This window comes from Bacillus sp. PK3-037 (assembly GCF_054161355.1).
This window is the reverse complement of the sequence record NZ_CP096408.1, coordinates 61,137-79,031: the sequence shown is the minus strand read 5'-3', so window position 1 is coordinate 79,031 and position 17,895 is coordinate 61,137. Positions and strand designations below refer to the sequence as shown.

Annotated in this window: 20 protein-coding genes and 2 pseudogenes; 15 read left to right on the top strand and 7 right to left on the bottom strand. The window is 35.4% G+C overall.

The window, feature by feature from the left end; genetic code table 11:
* Window positions 1-473: 473 nt before the first annotated feature.
* The 3 genes from M1D69_RS00440 to M1D69_RS00430 all read right to left on the bottom strand — a co-directional run bounded on the left by M1D69_RS00440 (window position 474) and on the right by M1D69_RS00430 (window position 4,620).
* Window positions 474-2,648 (bottom strand): MMPL family transporter, encoded by a 2,175-nt coding sequence (locus tag M1D69_RS00440; protein ID WP_458104935.1) that lies wholly within the window; start codon window positions 2,646-2,648, stop codon window positions 474-476.
* 117 nt (window positions 2,649-2,765) lie between these two features.
* The gene (locus tag M1D69_RS00435; protein ID WP_458104936.1) at window positions 2,766-3,407 is read right to left on the bottom strand and encodes a response regulator; all 642 of its coding nucleotides are present in this window, start codon (window positions 3,405-3,407) and stop codon (window positions 2,766-2,768) included.
* Entirely contained in the window at window positions 3,400-4,620 is a 1,221-nt protein-coding gene (locus M1D69_RS00430) for a sensor histidine kinase (RefSeq protein WP_458104937.1), read from the bottom strand. The genes M1D69_RS00435 and M1D69_RS00430 overlap by 8 nt, the downstream gene beginning before the upstream one ends.
* Window positions 4,621-5,064: 444 nt before the next feature.
* Here M1D69_RS00430 and M1D69_RS00425 point away from each other — a divergent pair, with 444 nt between their 5' ends.
* The 10 genes and pseudogenes from M1D69_RS00425 (at window position 5,065) to M1D69_RS00380 (ending at window position 10,181) form a co-directional block, all read left to right on the top strand.
* Complete coding sequence (locus M1D69_RS00425; RefSeq protein WP_081720807.1) at window positions 5,065-5,235, top strand: hypothetical protein; 171 nt, start codon at window positions 5,065-5,067, stop codon at window positions 5,233-5,235.
* A 197-nt stretch (window positions 5,236-5,432) separates the two neighbouring features.
* Window positions 5,433-5,537: pseudogene (locus M1D69_RS00420) on the top strand (DUF255 domain-containing protein); the annotation flags it as partial.
* A gap of 167 nt (window positions 5,538-5,704) precedes the next feature.
* On the top strand, window positions 5,705-6,517 hold the full coding sequence (locus tag M1D69_RS00415; RefSeq protein WP_458104938.1) for a MerR family transcriptional regulator: 813 nt from the start codon (window positions 5,705-5,707) through the stop codon (window positions 6,515-6,517).
* Between the two features lie 90 nt (window positions 6,518-6,607).
* A complete protein-coding gene (locus M1D69_RS00410) occupies window positions 6,608-7,297 on the top strand; it encodes a DUF554 domain-containing protein (protein WP_458104939.1) in 690 nt (229 codons plus the stop codon).
* A 35-nt stretch (window positions 7,298-7,332) separates the two neighbouring features.
* A pseudogene (locus tag M1D69_RS00405) lies at window positions 7,333-7,446 on the top strand (AraC family transcriptional regulator); the annotation flags it as partial.
* On the top strand, window positions 7,445-7,720 hold the full coding sequence (locus M1D69_RS00400) for a hypothetical protein (RefSeq protein ID WP_458104940.1): 276 nt from the start codon (window positions 7,445-7,447) through the stop codon (window positions 7,718-7,720). The pseudogene M1D69_RS00405 and the gene M1D69_RS00400, both read left to right, overlap by 2 nt.
* Before the next feature lie 502 nt (window positions 7,721-8,222).
* Entirely contained in the window at window positions 8,223-8,633 is a 411-nt protein-coding gene (locus M1D69_RS00395) for a MerR family transcriptional regulator (protein ID WP_458104941.1), read from the top strand.
* On the top strand, window positions 8,630-9,547 hold the full coding sequence (locus M1D69_RS00390) for a DMT family transporter (protein ID WP_458104942.1): 918 nt from the start codon (window positions 8,630-8,632) through the stop codon (window positions 9,545-9,547). Before M1D69_RS00395 ends, M1D69_RS00390 begins: the two co-directional genes overlap by 4 nt.
* Before the next feature lie 41 nt (window positions 9,548-9,588).
* Window positions 9,589-9,777: a DUF255 domain-containing protein gene (locus tag M1D69_RS00385; protein WP_458106231.1), complete on the top strand. Its 189-nt coding sequence runs from the start codon at window positions 9,589-9,591 to the stop codon at window positions 9,775-9,777.
* 128 nt (window positions 9,778-9,905) lie between these two features.
* The gene (locus M1D69_RS00380) at window positions 9,906-10,181 is read left to right on the top strand and encodes a hypothetical protein (RefSeq protein WP_458104943.1); all 276 of its coding nucleotides are present in this window, start codon (window positions 9,906-9,908) and stop codon (window positions 10,179-10,181) included.
* A 166-nt stretch (window positions 10,182-10,347) separates the two neighbouring features.
* Here the strand turns inward: M1D69_RS00380 and M1D69_RS00375 are convergent, their stop codons facing one another.
* Entirely contained in the window at window positions 10,348-10,791 is a 444-nt protein-coding gene (locus M1D69_RS00375) for an Lrp/AsnC family transcriptional regulator (protein ID WP_044160258.1), read from the bottom strand.
* A gap of 153 nt (window positions 10,792-10,944) precedes the next feature.
* Here M1D69_RS00375 and M1D69_RS00370 point away from each other — a divergent pair, with 153 nt between their 5' ends.
* From M1D69_RS00370 to M1D69_RS00360, 3 genes are all read left to right on the top strand, one after another.
* Complete coding sequence (locus M1D69_RS00370) at window positions 10,945-12,249, top strand: APC family permease (RefSeq protein WP_458104944.1); 1,305 nt, start codon at window positions 10,945-10,947, stop codon at window positions 12,247-12,249.
* A gap of 210 nt (window positions 12,250-12,459) precedes the next feature.
* A complete protein-coding gene (locus M1D69_RS00365) occupies window positions 12,460-12,798 on the top strand; it encodes a DUF4870 domain-containing protein (protein WP_202656545.1) in 339 nt (112 codons plus the stop codon).
* 1 nt (window position 12,799) lies between these two features.
* Complete coding sequence (locus M1D69_RS00360; RefSeq protein WP_458104945.1) at window positions 12,800-13,531, top strand: MerR family transcriptional regulator; 732 nt, start codon at window positions 12,800-12,802, stop codon at window positions 13,529-13,531.
* 162 nt (window positions 13,532-13,693) lie between these two features.
* Here M1D69_RS00360 and M1D69_RS00355 read toward each other — a convergent pair whose 3' ends face one another.
* Window positions 13,694-14,908: an MFS transporter gene (locus M1D69_RS00355; RefSeq protein WP_458104946.1), complete on the bottom strand. Its 1,215-nt coding sequence runs from the start codon at window positions 14,906-14,908 to the stop codon at window positions 13,694-13,696.
* Between the two features lie 236 nt (window positions 14,909-15,144).
* Here M1D69_RS00355 and M1D69_RS00350 point away from each other — a divergent pair, with 236 nt between their 5' ends.
* Window positions 15,145-15,513, top strand: a complete 369-nt coding sequence (locus tag M1D69_RS00350) for a recombinase family protein (protein WP_458104947.1) — start codon at window positions 15,145-15,147, stop codon at window positions 15,511-15,513.
* Between the two features lie 10 nt (window positions 15,514-15,523).
* Here the strand turns inward: M1D69_RS00350 and M1D69_RS00345 are convergent, their stop codons facing one another.
* Both M1D69_RS00345 and M1D69_RS00340 read right to left on the bottom strand, forming a co-directional pair.
* Complete coding sequence (locus tag M1D69_RS00345) at window positions 15,524-16,522, bottom strand: NAD-dependent epimerase/dehydratase family protein (protein WP_458104948.1); 999 nt, start codon at window positions 16,520-16,522, stop codon at window positions 15,524-15,526.
* Between the two features lie 127 nt (window positions 16,523-16,649).
* Complete coding sequence (locus M1D69_RS00340) at window positions 16,650-17,231, bottom strand: Crp/Fnr family transcriptional regulator (RefSeq protein WP_458104949.1); 582 nt, start codon at window positions 17,229-17,231, stop codon at window positions 16,650-16,652.
* 454 nt (window positions 17,232-17,685) lie between these two features.
* Here M1D69_RS00340 and M1D69_RS00335 point away from each other — a divergent pair, with 454 nt between their 5' ends.
* A complete protein-coding gene (locus M1D69_RS00335; protein WP_458106232.1) occupies window positions 17,686-17,871 on the top strand; it encodes a DUF255 domain-containing protein in 186 nt (61 codons plus the stop codon).
* Window positions 17,872-17,895: the final 24 nt, after the last annotated feature.

Genomic DNA, 17,895 nt, shown 5'->3' with positions numbered 1-17,895 from the left:
GAGAAACATTAAAATTCATACTAACTTTATTTGCAGTTTATGCTACCATCCAAGTTACAAATGAAAGTGGTCCTGCTAACGATTGGTTTCTAAAAAGACTTATTCAGTTTTTAATTTGTATAGTTGTTTTTTTGGTTATTACTTTTATATTCCCCCCAAAAAAGAATAAGTGAATTTCATTTTGGAAAAAAGAGCTCTCATTGAGCTCTTTTTTAAGTTGTGTACTTCTGGTAAGTCTATATGCTTTTCTACTCTGCATTGATGCCATGTCTAATAGAATAACCATTTCTTCATTCAGATGACGGAATGAAAAAAGAGTAGACCTTTTAGTCCACTCTTAAATAAATTTTATTTCTCTCGTTCTATATATTCTTCTTTTGTTGTTTATTGCCCATAAAATTTAACCTTTAATACTTTGCCATTAGTTGTATTCGAGCTACATCCTTACATGTTATGAGAACGAGCCTATATGGCTACATACTGATTCGGTGTTTTTGTTCAGTATCTATCTCGGACTGTATCTCCTTTGTTAGATGATGACCCTCTATATCTACATTCGGAATGATTTTGTCTAACCATTTTGGTAAATACCAAGCTGCATTCCCCATCAACTTCATGATACTTGGAATGAGTGTCATTCTTACAATAAATGCGTCAAACAATACACCAAAGGAAAGAGCTAATCCATTTGCTTTGATAGAAGCTTCACCAGCAAAGATAAATCCTGCAAAAACAAATATCATGATTAGCCCGGCTGCGGTGACAACAGGTCCACTGTGTTTTAATCCAGCTTGAATCGCTTGTACTGGATTCTTTGTTTTCACATATTCTTCACGCATTCTGCTTACAAGGAATACCTGATAATCCATTGCTAAGCCAAAAAGAATACCAATCGTTAAAATAGGCAAAAACGCGAGAATCGGCCCTTTTTCAGGTATATTGAACAAGTCAATTAGATTTCCATCCTGTAACACAAATACACAAACCCCAAGAGTTGCTGTCATTGTTAATATGAAACCTGCTACAGCAACAAAAGGTACTAGCAGCGAGCGGAAAACGATTGTCAGCAAGATAAACGCAAAACCAACAATGAGTACAGCAAATACTGGTATTGCATCATTAAGCCGGTCTGAAATATCTATATTCACTGCCGTCGATCCAGTGACGAGCAAATCTACTCCGTTTTGATCTGCTACGCTGCGTACATCTTGTACCAAATCCTTAGTAGCTTTATCGTTTGGACCTGTTGTAGGAACAACCGTAATAATAGCAAAATCGCCTTTTGCATTAGGCATTGCAGGAGTAACACTTGCTACATGGTCTAAATCCTTAATTTCTTTTACTGCATCTGCGAATGCTTCAGCTTTATTTTCTGGAACGCTTGTGGCATCCGCCACTATCGTTAATTTGCCATTAAACCCTTCTCCAAAACCTTCGGCAAGCAAGTCATAAGCCCGGCGCTCGGGATTATCCTTAGCTTTCATTCCTGCATCAGGTAAACCTAGCTCCAAATGCATAGATGGAATACTAATGACTAGCAAGATGAGAATACTAAATACACTTAGAAGAATAGGGTTCTTTGTGACAAAGCGTCCCCAGAAATTTGTTTCAGCGCTTTGTATTTCTTTTTTCTTGTTTGCTTTCGGAATCATGCGTTTCCCTGCTATTGATAAAACGGCAGGCACTAATGTAATCGAAGCTAATACAGCCATGAGCACACTGAGCCCTGCTGTTAGCCCCATTGCGGACATAAAAGGAATATGAACTACAGTCAATCCGCAAAGTGCGACAATAACTGTGAGTCCGGCAAAAACGACAGCACTCCCAGCTGTTCCCGCAGCTCTCGCAATTGATTCATTTTTTTGTATACCTTCACCTAAAAACTGGCGGTGTTTCGAAAAAATAAACAAGGCATAATCAATACCAACTGCAAGGCCAATCATTCCGGCTAATGAAAGACTGACGGAGGCAATATCAAACACTTGTGTTCCAATCAAAGTCAGCCCAATGCTTACACCTAAACCAATAAGTGCAGTTAAAATCGGTAAGCCTGCTATTAATAAAGAGCCAAATGTAATAGCTAGAACAACAAAAGCCAAGACAATACCGACTATTTCTGATACACCGCCAATCTCCATCTCGGCTCCTGGTATATCTCCGCTTAACTCCGTTTGTAATCCTTCATCATCAGCAATGGACAAACTATCTTTCACATGTTTTATAGAGTAATCTTTTATATCATCTGCTGATGATTTGTATTTGATATCAGCATAAGCCACTGTCCCATCTTTTGCGATCGTTCCTGCATGAAAAGGACTTGCAATCGAATCAATGGAATCATCTTTATTCATTTCCTTTAATGTATTCTCTATTGCTTTTTTTGCTGATTTGGCAGTAAGTTTCTCCCCATCCTTAGCACCGAATATGACCCGTATGCTCCCTTTATCAGGACCATGAGGAAATTCTTTATTGATCACCTTCATTGCTTTTTCCGAAGGCGTGTCAGGTATTGACATATTCTCAGAAAAACTGGGTTTTAATATGCCGGCTGCCCCTATCGTTGCAATCAACACAACGATCCACGCACATATTACTTTAATGCGATGGCGAGCGACCCATCCGCCTAATTTATATAACATTCTTGACATCATAATCTCCTTTCACCACATTGCTTGATAACATTCTTCCTAATTGTAGTTCATAAGGAAATGAAAAAAACGTACATTCGGGCATGTACGTTTGGGCAACTTTTAAATAAACTTGTGTTATATATCTAAAGTTAAAATACCTCTCTGCATGGCAATCGTGACTGCTTCTGTTCTAGAATCCGCTCCCAATTTATTATAAATGGACGTTAGTCTTGACTTCACGGTTCTCTCTGAGATTCCTAAATCAAAGGCTATCGCTTTGCTTTTGAATCCTTTTGCAATTGCCTTTAAAACAACGATTTCCTTTTCCGTTAACTGAGTATCGCTGCTTGGTTTCTTCATTCTTTCCAATTGAATTTCTTGAAAACGTTTAAGAATATCAGGCTGCAGCAGCACTTCTCCTCTTACTGCTGCATCCATTGTATGAAACAGGGTTTCTGAGCTCGTATCCTTCAACAGATATCCTTTCGCTCCTAATTCAATCCCCTCAATCATCAAGTGATCCTCATTATAAGTAGTCAAAATAATAATGGGTATGCTGTGTTTTTCTTTTATTTGTTTAATCGCTTCTAACCCACTCATTTCTGGCATGTATAAATCCATAAGAATAATATCTGGCTTTAGTTCATCTGTAAGATAAACCGCCTTTTTTCCATTTTCCGCCTCTCCGATTATTGTGTAGTTATCATTCGTCTCAATTAACAGCTTGAGACCTTCTCTCACAACCAGATGGTCATCAACGATTAAAACCTTATTCATCTTCAATCTCTCCCTGATTTGACAAGATTATCTCGATTTGTGTGCCTATTGATTGTTCACTCGTTATATTGAATTGGCCTTTCATTGCTCTGACGCGTTCTTGTATACCAAGAAGTCCATAATGTCCTCTCTTTTTCCTGCCTTTTTCAACATCAAAGCCTTTTCCATTGTCTCTGACGGTTAAATGGAGGTTTCCTTTCTCATCCCAAACTGATACCCATATCGTTTCTGCTTCAGCATGTTTTGCTGCATTTGTAAGGCATTCTCCTATGATGTAATAACAATTTTCAGCAGTACGAACATCAGGCAATTGAGTTAATCTGTAGTCTAAAAAACAAGACAGGCCTGTTGCACCTTTAAAATGATCCATTTGCAAGGTAATTCTTTCTTTTAAAGAACCGATTTCTTCCGATTTGCTGCGAAGATTGTCAATAGCTGAACGTGCATCAGCTAATGTGCTTTTCACTCTATTCATAGATTGTTGAATGATTTCTTTTGCTCTATCTGTGTTACCTTTCGATATATGAACATTAATAGCATCCAGCTGCATATTTAAACTAACCAATCCTTGTGCAAGGGTATCATGTAAATCCCGAGCCATACGCTGTCTTTCGTTTTGCAGCGTCAGCTGTTCTACTTGTTGATGGGCAAGCTCCAGCCTTTCAAGAGTCAGCTGCGCTTTTATTTTTTCATCAACTTGGGTAAAAAATGTTGCAGCATAAGTGATAATGACAACCATGATAGGTACAGCAATAACAAGAAAATGCAAAAATTCGCCTTTGTGAATCTGATATATCGCATTGGCTGATATCAGAAGGAATAGATATACAATGAGGAACGTTCTTCTTCTATCTGCCATTCCTATAATCTGCCCAATCAAAAATGCATAAAGGCCAATGATGACCAGCATTAAGAAGCCTGTCATGACATTAGCAAGTGCATAAGTGATCAAACCTTGCAGTACAAAATATAGAAGGACCTTATTCTTAACCCATCTATATGAGTGCCAATGCAGCAAAGTAAAAATAGTAATCAATATTGTAAACACATGAAGCAATAAAATGGACCAGCTCCCAGAAACAAACTGCAGCACGATAGAGGCTATATATATCATGAGAATAAAAGCTAAGCCTGGCACTCTGAGAGCAAGCATATTTAATGCCCGCCTATCTCGTGAAAAGTAGTTTTTATCAAAAGGCTTTCTTCGAAACATATTGCTTCACTTCCTTTCCTTTGACAGTATAATCACAAAGGATCCACAATAAAAATAGGAACAATCCAGTCATATTTGTCATCTTATCATAAGAGCCGGCGGGCATTTCATTTATCGGTCAGCAAGGCAAGAAGAAAACGCAAGATGAACAAAAGTTTAAAAATGCCCCAACGTACATAAGGATATGCCCTTATGTACGTTTTCTATATTCAATTTTAAAATTAAAATAGATGGAGAGTTACTTTCATATGGGAGGATTGAAATTTATTGAAACCAATTGATCTCATCATTATAAACTTACAAAGAAAAGGAATCAGGGCTGAAAAAACATTTAAAAATCGGACCCCTCATACATTAAAATCCTCAAAGAAGTAAAGCAGAAGGACTCTGCAAAATGCCCCCTTAAAGAATAAAGAAAACCTATAGAGAAAAGAGGAACAAGGTATGTATTGGTTTTTTGGTGTTTTATTGTACCTTCTCATCGGTACTTGTATATTCATAGGAGTCATCAAAGACACTCAATCAGGTTCTTGGTTACTACTTGCATTAGCAGCTCCACTCATCATCTTTGGCTATCCTTACTTTTGTTCAAAGCAGCTTCTTTCCAAAAGATAAAGATATATATTGATTACGGAGTTCTTGAAAATAATGATAAATAACATTTCAAACTCAATATTTACCTTCAAGACTGACATATCATGCTGCGAACCATTGCCCCTGAAACGATATAAATAGCTAAGTCCTGACATGTACCGTGTTCGTTAGAATAACCAAAACCAGTAATTTGCAGTCCGCACTTTATGAACGTTTTCATTGATTGGTTCCCTTGGGGATAGAAAGCATTTGAAAAAGCGCAACGTAAAAACAAGCCGGTTCTCGTCAGCATCGGCTATTCGACTTGTCATTACTGCCACGTTCATAAAATAACCACCTGTATTCACCTCAAATCAAATAAAGAATAGATATATCAACTCAATCTTGATTATGGCCGTCTATATAAGGAAAAACTTTACCTTTGGGGTTACTGCATCATATATAATGTTGATGTCACTAAAAACGCTTTAATAACAGAGAGGTTGTTAGGATGAAGGAATTTTTCTCTATTGGAGAAGTATCTAAGTTATTCAATGTAAACATACCTACTCTTAGGTATTATGATGAAATTGGTCTCTTAAAACCAGAATTTACAGACGAACATAATAACTACAGATATTATTCTACACAACAATTTGAAAGATTGGGTACAATCAAGTACCTGAGGACATTAGGTTTGCCAATAAGTAAACTACTTGATTTTTATGATTCTCTTGAGGTAGATACTCTGATTCACTTGCTGAAAGACCAGCAAACTGAAATTGACCGAAAAAAGAGGGAATTGGCACGTATTGAGAGAAAGATCTCTCGTCGCATTAAACAAATGGAAGACGCAGTTAATATGCCGCTAGAAGAAATTTCAAAAAAGAAACTTCCTGAACTGCGTGTGGCGTATTTACAACATGAATATATTCTTGGTCAAGATATTGAGTACCCAGTAACAGAATTGAGAACCAAGTTTAAAGTCCACAAAGATCTATTTTTAGGGAAAGTAGGATTATCCATTTCAGCAACAAATATAAAATCAAATCAGTATGACCGATATTCCAGTATATTTATGGTTCTCGAAGATGAAGATGAAATACATTCACCTGAAATCACTTTCCCCTCAAGAGAATATCTGCAAATTAGATTTAAAGGATCACATTCAGAAGCAGCACAATACTACGAAATGTTACTTACATATATGAAAAAGCATCATTATGAATTGGCTGGCGACTCAATCGAAATAACGCTGATTGATTATGGGGTAACTAATAATCCAGACAATTATGTGACTGAAATACTTTTGCCAATCAAATAAACTTAATTAATGGCTGTTACATACACTTGACCCTCAAGTAACTTGAGGGTTTATTTTTTTGAAAGGAACTATTATTGGAGGAGATAGCCTATGTTTGGAACAATTTTTAACACAGTTATGATCATTGCAGGAAGTTTAATTGGAGGTATATTCAAAAAAGGAATGAAAGATGAGTACCAAGAAATACTTATGCAGGCAATGGGATTCGCCGCAGTTGGACTAGGGATCAACGCCTTTACACAGCATTTGCCTTCTAGTAAATACCCAATTCTTTTTATTGTCAGTTTAGCTATTGGGGGATTGATTGGTCAGAGCATAAATCTAGAATTAAGATTTAACAATTTAGTCAACAAGTTCTCTAAAAGCAATTTAGCCGAAGGTTTATCAACTGCAATCTTATTATATTGTATAGGCTCGTTGTCAATATTAGGACCTGTTAACGCTGCTCTGCACGAAGATTATACTTATCTCCTAACAAACGGTATATTAGATGGAATCACTTCCATTGTTCTCGCTTCCACATTTGGTTTTGGAATAGCAGCATCTGCGGTTGTAGTATTTACCTGGCAAGGCTCAATATATTTATTTGCAAAATTAATGGAAAGCGCATTAAATACAGACCTTATTAATGAAATCACAATTGTCGGCGGTGTATTAATCCTTAGTTCAGGGTTAAGTATTCTGGGAATTAAAAAATTTAAAACTTTGAACCTCCTGCCATCACTGTTGATTCCGCCTAGTGTCATTTTAATTATTCATGTATTTGGATTACCATTTTAAATCCTTAATCTACAATTAACCTGTGGGAAAGTTGAGATGATGCTGCAATAAATACACTTAAAAAGCTTTCCAACGTATCGCCTTTGGGACTCATTAGTGCTTCCACGAACTTTTCTGAAGGCCGGACAGAAGAGAAAGGAGAGCTTGATGTTATATTTCTTTAGGGCGAAATTAATAACGGTATTCGGAAAATCATATGTAAAGAAAAAATTACATGATGCAATCTATAAAAAGTTTCCTAGTGCATTAAAACGCAAATTTTCACGTGCCCAATGGCTTTCTTTTTGGAACGGAATCGTACTTATGGGTCCATTAGATGAAGTACATGATACAGTAGCAGACTATCTTGATAAATATGTTTGGCATGCAGTAGCTAGTTCTTGTGGATATATTGCACAAGTTGTTGTATTTGCAATTCTCTAAAGAAAGTGTTGATTAATTTGAACAAAGAGTCATTTAAATTCATACTAATTTTATTTGCTGTTTTTGCTGTCATTCAGGTGACAAATGAAATTAACTTTACTAACTATTGGTTTCTAGACAGACTTATTCAGTTTATAATTTGTATTATTGTTTTTTTAGTTATGACTTATATATTCCCCGTTAAAAAAAACAAGTGAACTTAGGATAGAGCTTCATTGAGCTCTATTTTTTTTTATAAGATTTGTATTTAAAGTGAGATTATAGGCTATTCAACTCGGCATTGATGGCCTAGGATAATCAACTCATGTACTCCATTAAAAGATAACAGAAACATTTTAAACGATAATACCATTTGTCCAAATAATGCAGTGTACCTTTTATGTCATTCATTTTCTAAAACCTGTAATCCGTAACCATGCGGTAGCAGGTTTTTTATTCGCTTGACTTAGAGTTAACTCTAAGTTGTAAACTAACTTTAATCAAAAGAGAGGGATGATGTTTTTTGTATTCCATTAGTAAAGCTGCTGAGAAGACTAGTATTAGCTCGTATACATTAAGATATTACGAAAAGATTGGGTTACTTCCACCACCAAAACGAAAAAACAGTGGAAGGCGTTTTTATACAGAGACTGATATTCAATTCATGACATTCCTTAAAAGTTTAAAGGAAACAGGTATGTCTTTGGAGGATATGAATGAGTTTGTCAAAGACGGCTGTATTTTGGAAAAAATCAATTCGGAAGTTAAATCGTCACAACTCTCCCCATCTCTAAATAAACGTATTGAGATTTTAACCAAGCACTTAGAGAAAATGGAAATTAAAAAAATGGAGCTGGAAGAAGTAATTTCTACTACAAAAGGAAAACTGGATACATATTATTCAATTTTGATAGAGGAAGTGGAAAACAAATGAAACATTTAAATATATACCTGATGTTACTTGGCTTCTCTATTTTCACGGGAGCTACTTTTCATCTTGCAAAATATACAGTGGGATATTTTTCTCCATCGTCTTCTGCGGCATGGCGTTTCGGTTTAGCGGCTGCGGTGATGCTCATCATTTTGATTTTTACTGAAGGTATAAAGAAGAGTCAATTACGGAAAAACGCCGTTTCATACATTGTTCTTGGAATTATAGGAATCTTTGGATTTAATGCATTGTTTTTTGTTGGTTTGAAATATACATCTCCCGTTAACGGAGCATTAATAATGGGGCTGAATCCTTTATTAACAGCAATTCTCGCTCGTATTATCTTAAAGGACAAAATGACAAAAAAACAAGGTCTCGGCACCTTCTTTGCTTTCATCGGTGTATTGCTAGTCATTACACAAGGTTCTATCGAAACCATTAAAACCTTATCAATTTCAGGCGGAGATTTAATAATCTTTACAGGTAACGTTTGTTGGGCACTTTATGGTGTACTTGGACGTCGGTTTGTAAAAGATGGTACTCCGCTATCTACAACCACTTATACGATGGTTATCGGTGCTGTTAGTTTAATAGTAGTTTCCTTATTTACATCCAACCCTGTTTCTTTATCGAACATCCCGATTGGAGTTTGGGGGGCAATTGCCTTTATGGCTTTCTTTACAAGTGTTTTGGGTTACCTATGGTGGAATCAGGGGATTAAGGAGATTGGGGCAGGAAAAACATCTTTATTTTTCAACCTTGTTCCCGTTGTAACGATGATTATTTCATTTGCCGTTGGAACACCGATAAAGGTATTTCAAATTATTGGGGCTCTGTTAGTTATATTAGGTGTTTTAACTGCTTCGGGAGTAATACGTATTTCTAAGTACAATACTAAAGAACAGTCAGCTGTATAAAGAAACAGGGATTATTTTTGAGAAAATGCGTTAAGTTAAATATAAAGCCAAATAAAAATAAGCCCAATAGATTAATCGCTAAGAAATCTCCTTATTTACTTCAACACGCTCATAACCCTGTGAATTGGTTTCCTTGGGGAGACGAAGCCTTCGAAAAAGCAAAACGTGAAAATAATCCGGTTCTCGTAAGCATCGGATATTCGACATGCTATTGGTGGCAGGTCAGCTAAAGTAACCAAAAAACACATTCAGAGATCCAACTTGTTTACAATCACAAACCAATTTGGTCCATTACAGAGATCTTTTTGGAATATTATGATAGTATTATTATTAAAAATAATAATAGGCGGTGCAAAAGTTGGGTTTATCTCTCTTAGGTTTTATGAGTATTATGTGTGCTTTACTTGTTAAGACTAATAAAGATAAATACATGTGGTTAGTTTCTAAGGCTGGATTTAAAAATAATCCAAAAATTGCTATTTCTTATTATTCAATTCTAGGATTATCTTTAATAATTGGCGATTTTGTTGATATCCCTTATGTTACATACTTCATATTACCTTTATTTGTTTTATTTTTCTCCTTACTAACAATTCTCGGGCTTAACTTAAAGAAGAATAATGAGGCTTTCTAAGACAAAAAAAGGACAACATATCGTTGTCTTTTTTCATTACAAACTTCTTTTATAATATGAACGCTATTGGTACCAGTATCTATACTGACCAGCCTCGGTTATCCTACTCGTCATTGGTGTCATGTCTGTTAGAATAGCCGGACATTAGGACATACATAAAGTTTTTTTATCTACCAGTGACAGGAAGCAGAGGGCGTGAAAGAATAGGCGATGACAGTACCACAGATGTATTTAATTGACCATAAGGAATAAGGCGGTCTACTAAAGCTTCTAAATCCTTCATCGTAGCTACTGCTGCCTTTAGAAAATAGCTATTCGTTCCTGTTACTCTATGGCATTCTAGAATATCCGTTTCTTCCTTGATCAATTCCTCAAATCGACGACACTCTATTTTTAAATTTCCTATTTGTATAATCACAATTGTACCTTTCCCAATAGCCTCAGCTGAAACGCGTGCTGTAAACCCCTGAATAACACCGTTTTCCTGCAAACGACGTAATCGGTCGTTTACACTCGGACGACTTAAATTCAGTTTTTTCGATAGTTCAATAATCGTTATTCGTGCATCCTCTTGGAGCAGTTCTAATAATTTCCGATCTATTCCGTCCATTCCCATCACCCTTTTTCATAATTGCATATAATTTTATTATTTTTCATCCATATCGTAAAGCAAAAGAGAATAAAACATTCATTAGTTTATATAAACAAAGAGAATAACCTTCTATAATAAATATAAGTTCAGAAATGTAAGGAGGGAATATCTTTGACTCAGCCATTGAAGCAAACTATATCAGTTTCACAAGGCACTGCTCTGTATGTAGGAGCCGTATTGGGATCAGGAATATTAATATTACCTGGTATGACAGCAGGGATCGCGGGTTCAAATGCATTAGTTTCATGGATCATTATGGTGCTGCTAAGTATTCCATTAGCGTGCACATTTGCATTCCTTTCAATTGATTTCCCTAGCTCAGGCGGAATATTAACTTTTACGGATAAAGCTTTTGGTCATTATGCAGGTGCTATTTGTGGATGGTTTTTTTTCATCGCAGGAAGTGTAGGACAAATTATTGTTTCATTAACAGGTGGGACTTATATATCTTTTGCGTTCAATTTACCGCATTTTTCCGCATATATTATTGCAAGCATATTACTCTCAATCGCTGTAATCGGAAACTATGTAGGTCTGCAAACAAGTGGAAACATTCAATTGGTATTAGCCGGACTTACTTTATTGATATTATTAGGTACAACAGTTTTAGCATTTCCAGCAATTGACCATGAGAGCATAACACCACACATCACAAAAAACAGCATCATTCCAATCGGCCAATCTGCAATGCTCATTTTTTGGTCATTCTTTGGATGGGAAGCAATCTCTAGTCTGGCACCTGAATTTAAAAGCCCGAGAAAACAAAACATCATGCGATCAACATGGGGAGCCATTGTTATTATTGGTGTACTATACATAGGCATCGCTTTAGCTGTCATTGGCACAAACTCTTATTCAACTGGTAAACAAACCGTTAATAGTGCTATGAATAATGCTTCAATAGCACAAGTCGTTGAAAAAGCGGCAGGGGTAAATGGTGCTTGGGCAACAGCAATACTTGCCTTTATCATTTGTTTAGGAACTAACAATGCGTTTGTGGCAAGTATGAGCCGATTAGGTTATTCCTTATCTCATAAACGTCTTGCCCCCTCATGGCTGGACAACATGAATAAAAAATATTCAACCCCTAGCCGTGCTGTACTATTAGTAGGAGCAATCGCCGGGGTTGGTTTACTTTTTAGTTTTATTTTTCACATTGGATTAGACCAATTAGTGTTTATTCCTAATTCGTTAGCAATAGCAACCTATATAGTTGGTACAGCAGCAGGAGTTCGGCTGATTACAAATGTCTTTGGTAAGTTTCTAGCTGTCATTGCTTGTCTATTATGTCTTGCCGCTTATCCTTTTATCGGCTCCTTTATAGCAATTCCTATTATTGTTGGACTTTCATGTATTGGATACATACTTGGAGATCTAAAAGAGAGAGAAACATTAAATAATGAAGGGTATTCATAAATATTGTGGAGATAGGCCGATGTATATTGCCTATCTCTTTCCCATGACATGAATTTGGTGGCATGTTCGTTAGAATAACCGAACCAGTAATCTGTAGTCCGCACTTCATGAAATATCTCCATTAGTGTGAAAATTGTTTATTCTTTATTGATCCTCTCCTCACGTCATCTTTTAAACTTATATTTAAGTTTAGAAAGAAAGGTGATTTTTATGAAGAAACCCACAAAAAAAGAAATTTTATTCGTGCAAATGATGTTAGGAATTTCTTTAGCTCTAGGTGTGTTACCTCCACTCGTTATGTTTTTTTCGCAACGAAAGAAGAACATCTTTTATCGTGAAGCAAGCAGAAAAGCACTAAACTTCCATTTAACTTTAATTCCCCTCTTTATAAGCAGCAGTTTTTTACCACCTTGGGTCAAGTACGTTATATTAGCAATTGAAACAATGATTATTTTATTTGCTATGATGTGCATAGCTATGCAAAAACCTTACCAGTATCCTGCAATTCAATATATCAAAAACAAAAAGATTGCAGCAAAAGGAGCATAATATGTCGAATAACTTTTTAACAATTGGGCAATTAGCCAAGCGAACTGGTGTAACGATTCGTACTCTTAGATACTATGACAAAATCGGATTACTTCAACCGAGTGATTATAATGAAGGTGGACATCGATTATATAGTTTTAAAGATCTCAAAAGGCTGCAACAAATTCAATCATTAAAATTTATAGGTTTTTCCCTAAAGGACATTTCAGACTTTTTGGTCGCCGAACAAATTGAAAAACGAGATATCACGCATACAATCATGTTTAAAAAAAAGCAGCTCCTCGCAGAACAAGAGAAAATACAACAGACAATTGATCAACTTAACCATATGTTTGCTATATTAGAAAACCAACAAGAAGTCTACACAAGTATCTTTTGTTTTATTATTCATTCTATCCTTTGGGAAGAAGAGAACTTAGATGAACTGAATCAAATCGAAAACTCAATTTATAACTTTAGAAGCAATGAAAGATTAGACTTAGATAAAGAATATTTTTCAGTATTTACAAAGTTGAAAAGCCTTGTGATTGAAAATGTAAGCCCCCAATCAAAGGAAGCACAACTTTTTATAAAAGATTTTGTAGCACTTAATAGAAAAACGCTTTTAAAAATTAAAAACTCAAAAGATAATGTGATTCATTTTAATCAAAAAGACCAACTCAATATTCTTGATCCGTTAACTGAAAAAGAAAAACGCTTTATTAAAGATGCATTTTCTTTTATATCAAATTAAATGAAGGGCAAGGTTTCCTTGCCTTTTTTCTGTACTTTCTGATTGGTTATTCAACTAATCATTGGTGCCAAGTCTATTTGAATAGCCGAAAATAAGAGATAAAAAAACACCATGGTCTTCAAAACCCTTGGTATCATTGATGCTATTGAGGTCTTAGATAAATTAACTGACCTTCCTTTCGCTATTATTAAAGTTTCTCTGAAACACTGTTGAAAATAAAAAATAAAACACTCCTGGTATAAGAATTAACATACCGACGATAAGATATATTTGACGTGTGTTTAAAAAGACTGTTGAAGCAAATAAAATCCCTAAGGGCTTTGTTGCTCGGTGAAAAAGCAAACGAACAGCGCTTAATTGAGATAAACGATCTCTAGGAGCCTCTTGTTGAAAAATGGCAGCACTTCGAGCGTTAAATAGTGGAAACAACATACCGCCTAACAATTCACATATCCACGCAAAAGGTATAGAGTTAACAAAAAACAAAAGGACAAATGAAAAACCTCCTCCAATTAAACCAAAGTACATGAAATGGTCAGTCTTAGGTAACTTTATGAGAAGGATCATTCCTAATGCATAACCAACTGGAAATGAGCCAGAAAAAATTGCATATTCCCAATAATGTCCCTCCAGATCTCCACGTATAAAGGGGACACTTAAAACCATTGTTGCTCCAACAGCAAATTGTACCATAGAAGAAAGAAAAGCAAAGCGAATGAGTTTCGGGTACTTAAAAAAGGTTTTATACCCTTCTTTCATTTCTGACCACCAGAATTTTTTAGTCCATTTATTAACCTTGATAATACTTGTTTTCGGAATACGCGAAAGTAAGAGATAACTTATTAGAAACATAATGCATGAAAGAATATATATGAAGTGCATTGGAGTGATTAATAAGAGTAAAGAAGTTACTGCTGGTGCAACAAAAGACATTATCCTCAAAGTTCCATCTAGCAATCCATTAGCTGAAATTAACTCATCTTCTTTACATATGTCTGGCAACAAAGAAAATGATAGACTAGCGTATATTGGTTGCATTAGACCTAATATACATTGTAGTATGACTAGTCCTGAAATCATTGCTAATTCTGTATGTATTGAGTATCCGATGAGGGGGAGTGTATAAGCACAGGCACGAATGAGTTGTATGTTTTTGAGCACTTTCTCCTTTACAACTTGATTTAAAAAAGGTGAGCTTATTCCCTGTAAAACTAAAGAGGGTATAAAATAAACCAGCCATAATGCCCCCATCCATTCTTTAGAACCCGTTACTTCATATAATAATAAACCGTTAATTATCCCTCCCACAACTCCGCCAAACTCTGATACGATTTCACCAATCCAGAGTGCTTTAAATGAGTTAGAGAACTTTCTCATATATAACCTCCTTTTAATAATTGATTTATAGAAATAAAGAATAGCTTGATTGACAGAGCCTACTAAGTTAAATAATGTCTTCTTTACCTGCACCATTCAATACTTTTTTTTACTCTTGCTCATCAGTAACGGTTATACCCCTTATCACTGGTGCCAAGTCCGTATAGCCACACACCTATAATTACAATATTCTAGAAGTATATTACATTCAGGAAACCATAAAGGGTAATGAGCTGTTGGAGTTAAAAAACAAAATCAAGCGAGCAGCCATTTATCTAAGAAAATCACGAAATAAAGAGGGCGATGAAACAGAAGAAACCTTGGCAAAACATCGAAAAAGACTTCTTGATATTGCTCATAAAAACAATTGTCAGTATATATTCCAAGAAGTTGGAAGTTCAATGGATGAAATGCGAACTGAATACCAAAGGATGATTAACAAACTCACTGATGGCATATTTGAGGCTGTTTTGTCAGTTAACTTAGCCCGGGTTACAAGGGATGATGCAGAGACACCTAAATTCATGAATCTTTTACGCCAAGATGATGCTTGTAACGAAAATAAAGCCGGAAGGCAAAAACATCTATTAGCCGATTCATTATAAGGTTTTTTTCTTAGGCTAGCAAAAAACGTTTAAAATACTCTTCTAATGCCACTTCACCCAACTTAGGCTTAAAATTCAAATCCTGTCTTGATGTAGTAAGGTCATAGTGTCTATTTATTCCACCATAATATAATTCTACCTGACTTCTAAGTAGTGATGGCTGAGTATTCTTTACCTTTGCTTCAAATTCAAGTTTATCAGCTAAATGTAACAACTGTTCTTTAGTACATTTTTGTGGTATCTCAAGATTAGGAATAAATTTTTTTGCAATTTTAATGATATCATCTGAAGTTACAGGCTCTTCATTAGCCAAGATATATCTTGTACCCCTTACACCTTTTTCCGCTGCAGCAATCATACCTTTCACAACATCAGTTACATCTATTGGCGTCATTTCACTTATATAGTTAACTTTCATCTTTCCTAAAAGAATACTATCGAAGGCCAGTATGGTTGGAGTTTTCTTTAAAAACTCTCCACCAATCATTGCACCAGGAAGAACGCTAACCATATCCAAATCATATTTTTCTGCCAGCTCCCAAGCTGTTCTTTCAGCTCGTGCTTTTGAATCAAAGTATGCATTTCCATGACTGTTTTCAAGCCATGTAGTTTCATCAATTTTACCCTTTAAGTTTGTCTTGTCCAATGACAATGCTGCTACGGAACTTACATATACTATTTTTCTTACATTTGTTTCTTTAGCAGCCTCCATTATATTTTGAGTTGCCTCAACATTAGGAATAATGATCTCTTTTTCAGGATCTTGTGCCCAATGTTTAAATACAGCAGCTACTTGATATAAGGTATTCACTCCATCAAGTGCTTTATGAAGTGAGTCTTTATCTCTCAAATCGGCGTAGACAATCTCACAATCAAGGCCTATAAATGGTTCTTTGTCCTTTAAATCTCGTACACCTGCTCTAACAGTTTCTCCTCTTTTTAATAATTCTCTTACCAAGTTGTTACCCAAATGACCATTTGCACCTGTTACCAAGGAAATTTTCTTCATAAATAAATCCTCCTAAATCAGTGATTATACCAGTCATCATAATGCGATAATAGCCTGTTGTAATTGACATATGTAAATTGCAATAAAAAAACACCAAATACTTTTATTTGATGTTTCCTAAAAACGTTTATTCTATTTTCATACTTCTCTTAATTCTACTAAGTGAGCTTGCTCTAATTCCAATATAAGAAGCAATATATGATTGATTTATTCTGCTTTCTAAAGAAGAATACTCTCTTTTAAACTCCATGTACCTTTCCAGTGCATCTTTCATAAGTAACGCCTGTTCTCGATTTAGCATACCAACAAGAATCTTCTGAATATAATTAGTGAATATAACCTGCATTTGATTTGTTTTCTTCATACCTTGGTATATGGAATTATACGGAATAACAACACAAATACTGTCTTGCAGGCTTTCTACATTAAATCTAGCTTCTTCAACTCTTAATAAACCCTCTGCACAGGCAAATTCCGTTTCAGCTGCAAAACATTTTGTCACATCATTGCCTGCAGCATCTATATAATATCCTCTCATAATTCCTTTATGAATATAATACAGTGAAGACACTCTTTGCCCCTGACTTAAAACAATTGTACCCTTTGGTACCATCTTTATATCAGCTGTTGAATTAAATAAGTATTTTAAATCTTCTTCCAACTCCAGCTTCAAACCAGCTTCAATATAATCACTCGGCTTATTAAGCATAATTCACCACCTCTCTAAACATATAAGGCATATCCGTTATCCACAATTTACTATTATAGCATTTACCCATGTCAAGCAATATAATAGATTCACTTTAAAATTGAATACATTCAACGATTAGCACTTATTGGGGTAGCAACACACATCCATCAACTTAAGAAATTGGCTGTTACCCAAAACGAAAAAATGAATTTAATTTTCATAAATCACTATCAAGAGATAAAAATTTCGTTTTGGGGGTACTTCAAAATATTAGCTTGATGGGGATGGGGAGCTACCCTTTTAACAAAAGATATATTATCGGCACAAAAAAGAACCTTAATTGACGGGACTGACCCATAATATGAGATAAATAAAAAACACCTCCACGTTTGAAAGGGAAAATATTTAAAGTATTTAATTTTATACTTGTGATACAGTAAGAATGAAAAACAAGTTAAAAGAAGGTGATCCCATGCCCACTAACAATAAACCCAATAGATTAATCGCTGAGAAGTCTCCATATTTACTTCAACATGCTTATAACCCTGTGGACTGGTTCCCTTGGGGAGAAGAAGCCTTCGAAAAAGCAAAACGCGAAAACAAGCCGGTTCTGGTCAGCATCGGCTATTCGACATGTCATTGGTGGCATGACTCTTAAAATAACCAATAAACAATTCATGTT

Coding starts and splice junctions, on each gene's coding strand:
- M1D69_RS00440 (WP_458104935.1), bottom strand. CDS start 2,648: ATGTCAAGAATGTTATATAAATTAGGCGGATGGGTCGCTCGCCATCGC.
- M1D69_RS00435 (WP_458104936.1), bottom strand. CDS start 3,407: ATGAATAAGGTTTTAATCGTTGATGACCATCTGGTTGTGAGAGAAGGT.
- M1D69_RS00430 (WP_458104937.1), bottom strand. CDS start 4,620: ATGTTTCGAAGAAAGCCTTTTGATAAAAACTACTTTTCACGAGATAGG.
- M1D69_RS00425 (WP_081720807.1), top strand. CDS start 5,065: ATGTATTGGTTTTTTGGTGTTTTATTGTACCTTCTCATCGGTACTTGT.
- M1D69_RS00415 (WP_458104938.1), top strand. CDS start 5,705: ATGAAGGAATTTTTCTCTATTGGAGAAGTATCTAAGTTATTCAATGTA.
- M1D69_RS00410 (WP_458104939.1), top strand. CDS start 6,608: ATGTTTGGAACAATTTTTAACACAGTTATGATCATTGCAGGAAGTTTA.
- M1D69_RS00400 (WP_458104940.1), top strand. CDS start 7,445: ATGTTATATTTCTTTAGGGCGAAATTAATAACGGTATTCGGAAAATCA.
- M1D69_RS00390 (WP_458104942.1), top strand. CDS start 8,630: ATGAAACATTTAAATATATACCTGATGTTACTTGGCTTCTCTATTTTC.
- M1D69_RS00375 (WP_044160258.1), bottom strand. CDS start 10,791: ATGGACGGAATAGATCGGAAATTATTAGAACTGCTCCAAGAGGATGCA.
- M1D69_RS00365 (WP_202656545.1), top strand. CDS start 12,460: ATGAAGAAACCCACAAAAAAAGAAATTTTATTCGTGCAAATGATGTTA.
- M1D69_RS00360 (WP_458104945.1), top strand. CDS start 12,800: ATGTCGAATAACTTTTTAACAATTGGGCAATTAGCCAAGCGAACTGGT.
- M1D69_RS00355 (WP_458104946.1), bottom strand. CDS start 14,908: ATGAGAAAGTTCTCTAACTCATTTAAAGCACTCTGGATTGGTGAAATC.
- M1D69_RS00345 (WP_458104948.1), bottom strand. CDS start 16,522: ATGAAGAAAATTTCCTTGGTAACAGGTGCAAATGGTCATTTGGGTAAC.
- M1D69_RS00340 (WP_458104949.1), bottom strand. CDS start 17,231: ATGCTTAATAAGCCGAGTGATTATATTGAAGCTGGTTTGAAGCTGGAG.
- M1D69_RS00335 (WP_458106232.1), top strand. CDS start 17,686: ATGCCCACTAACAATAAACCCAATAGATTAATCGCTGAGAAGTCTCCA.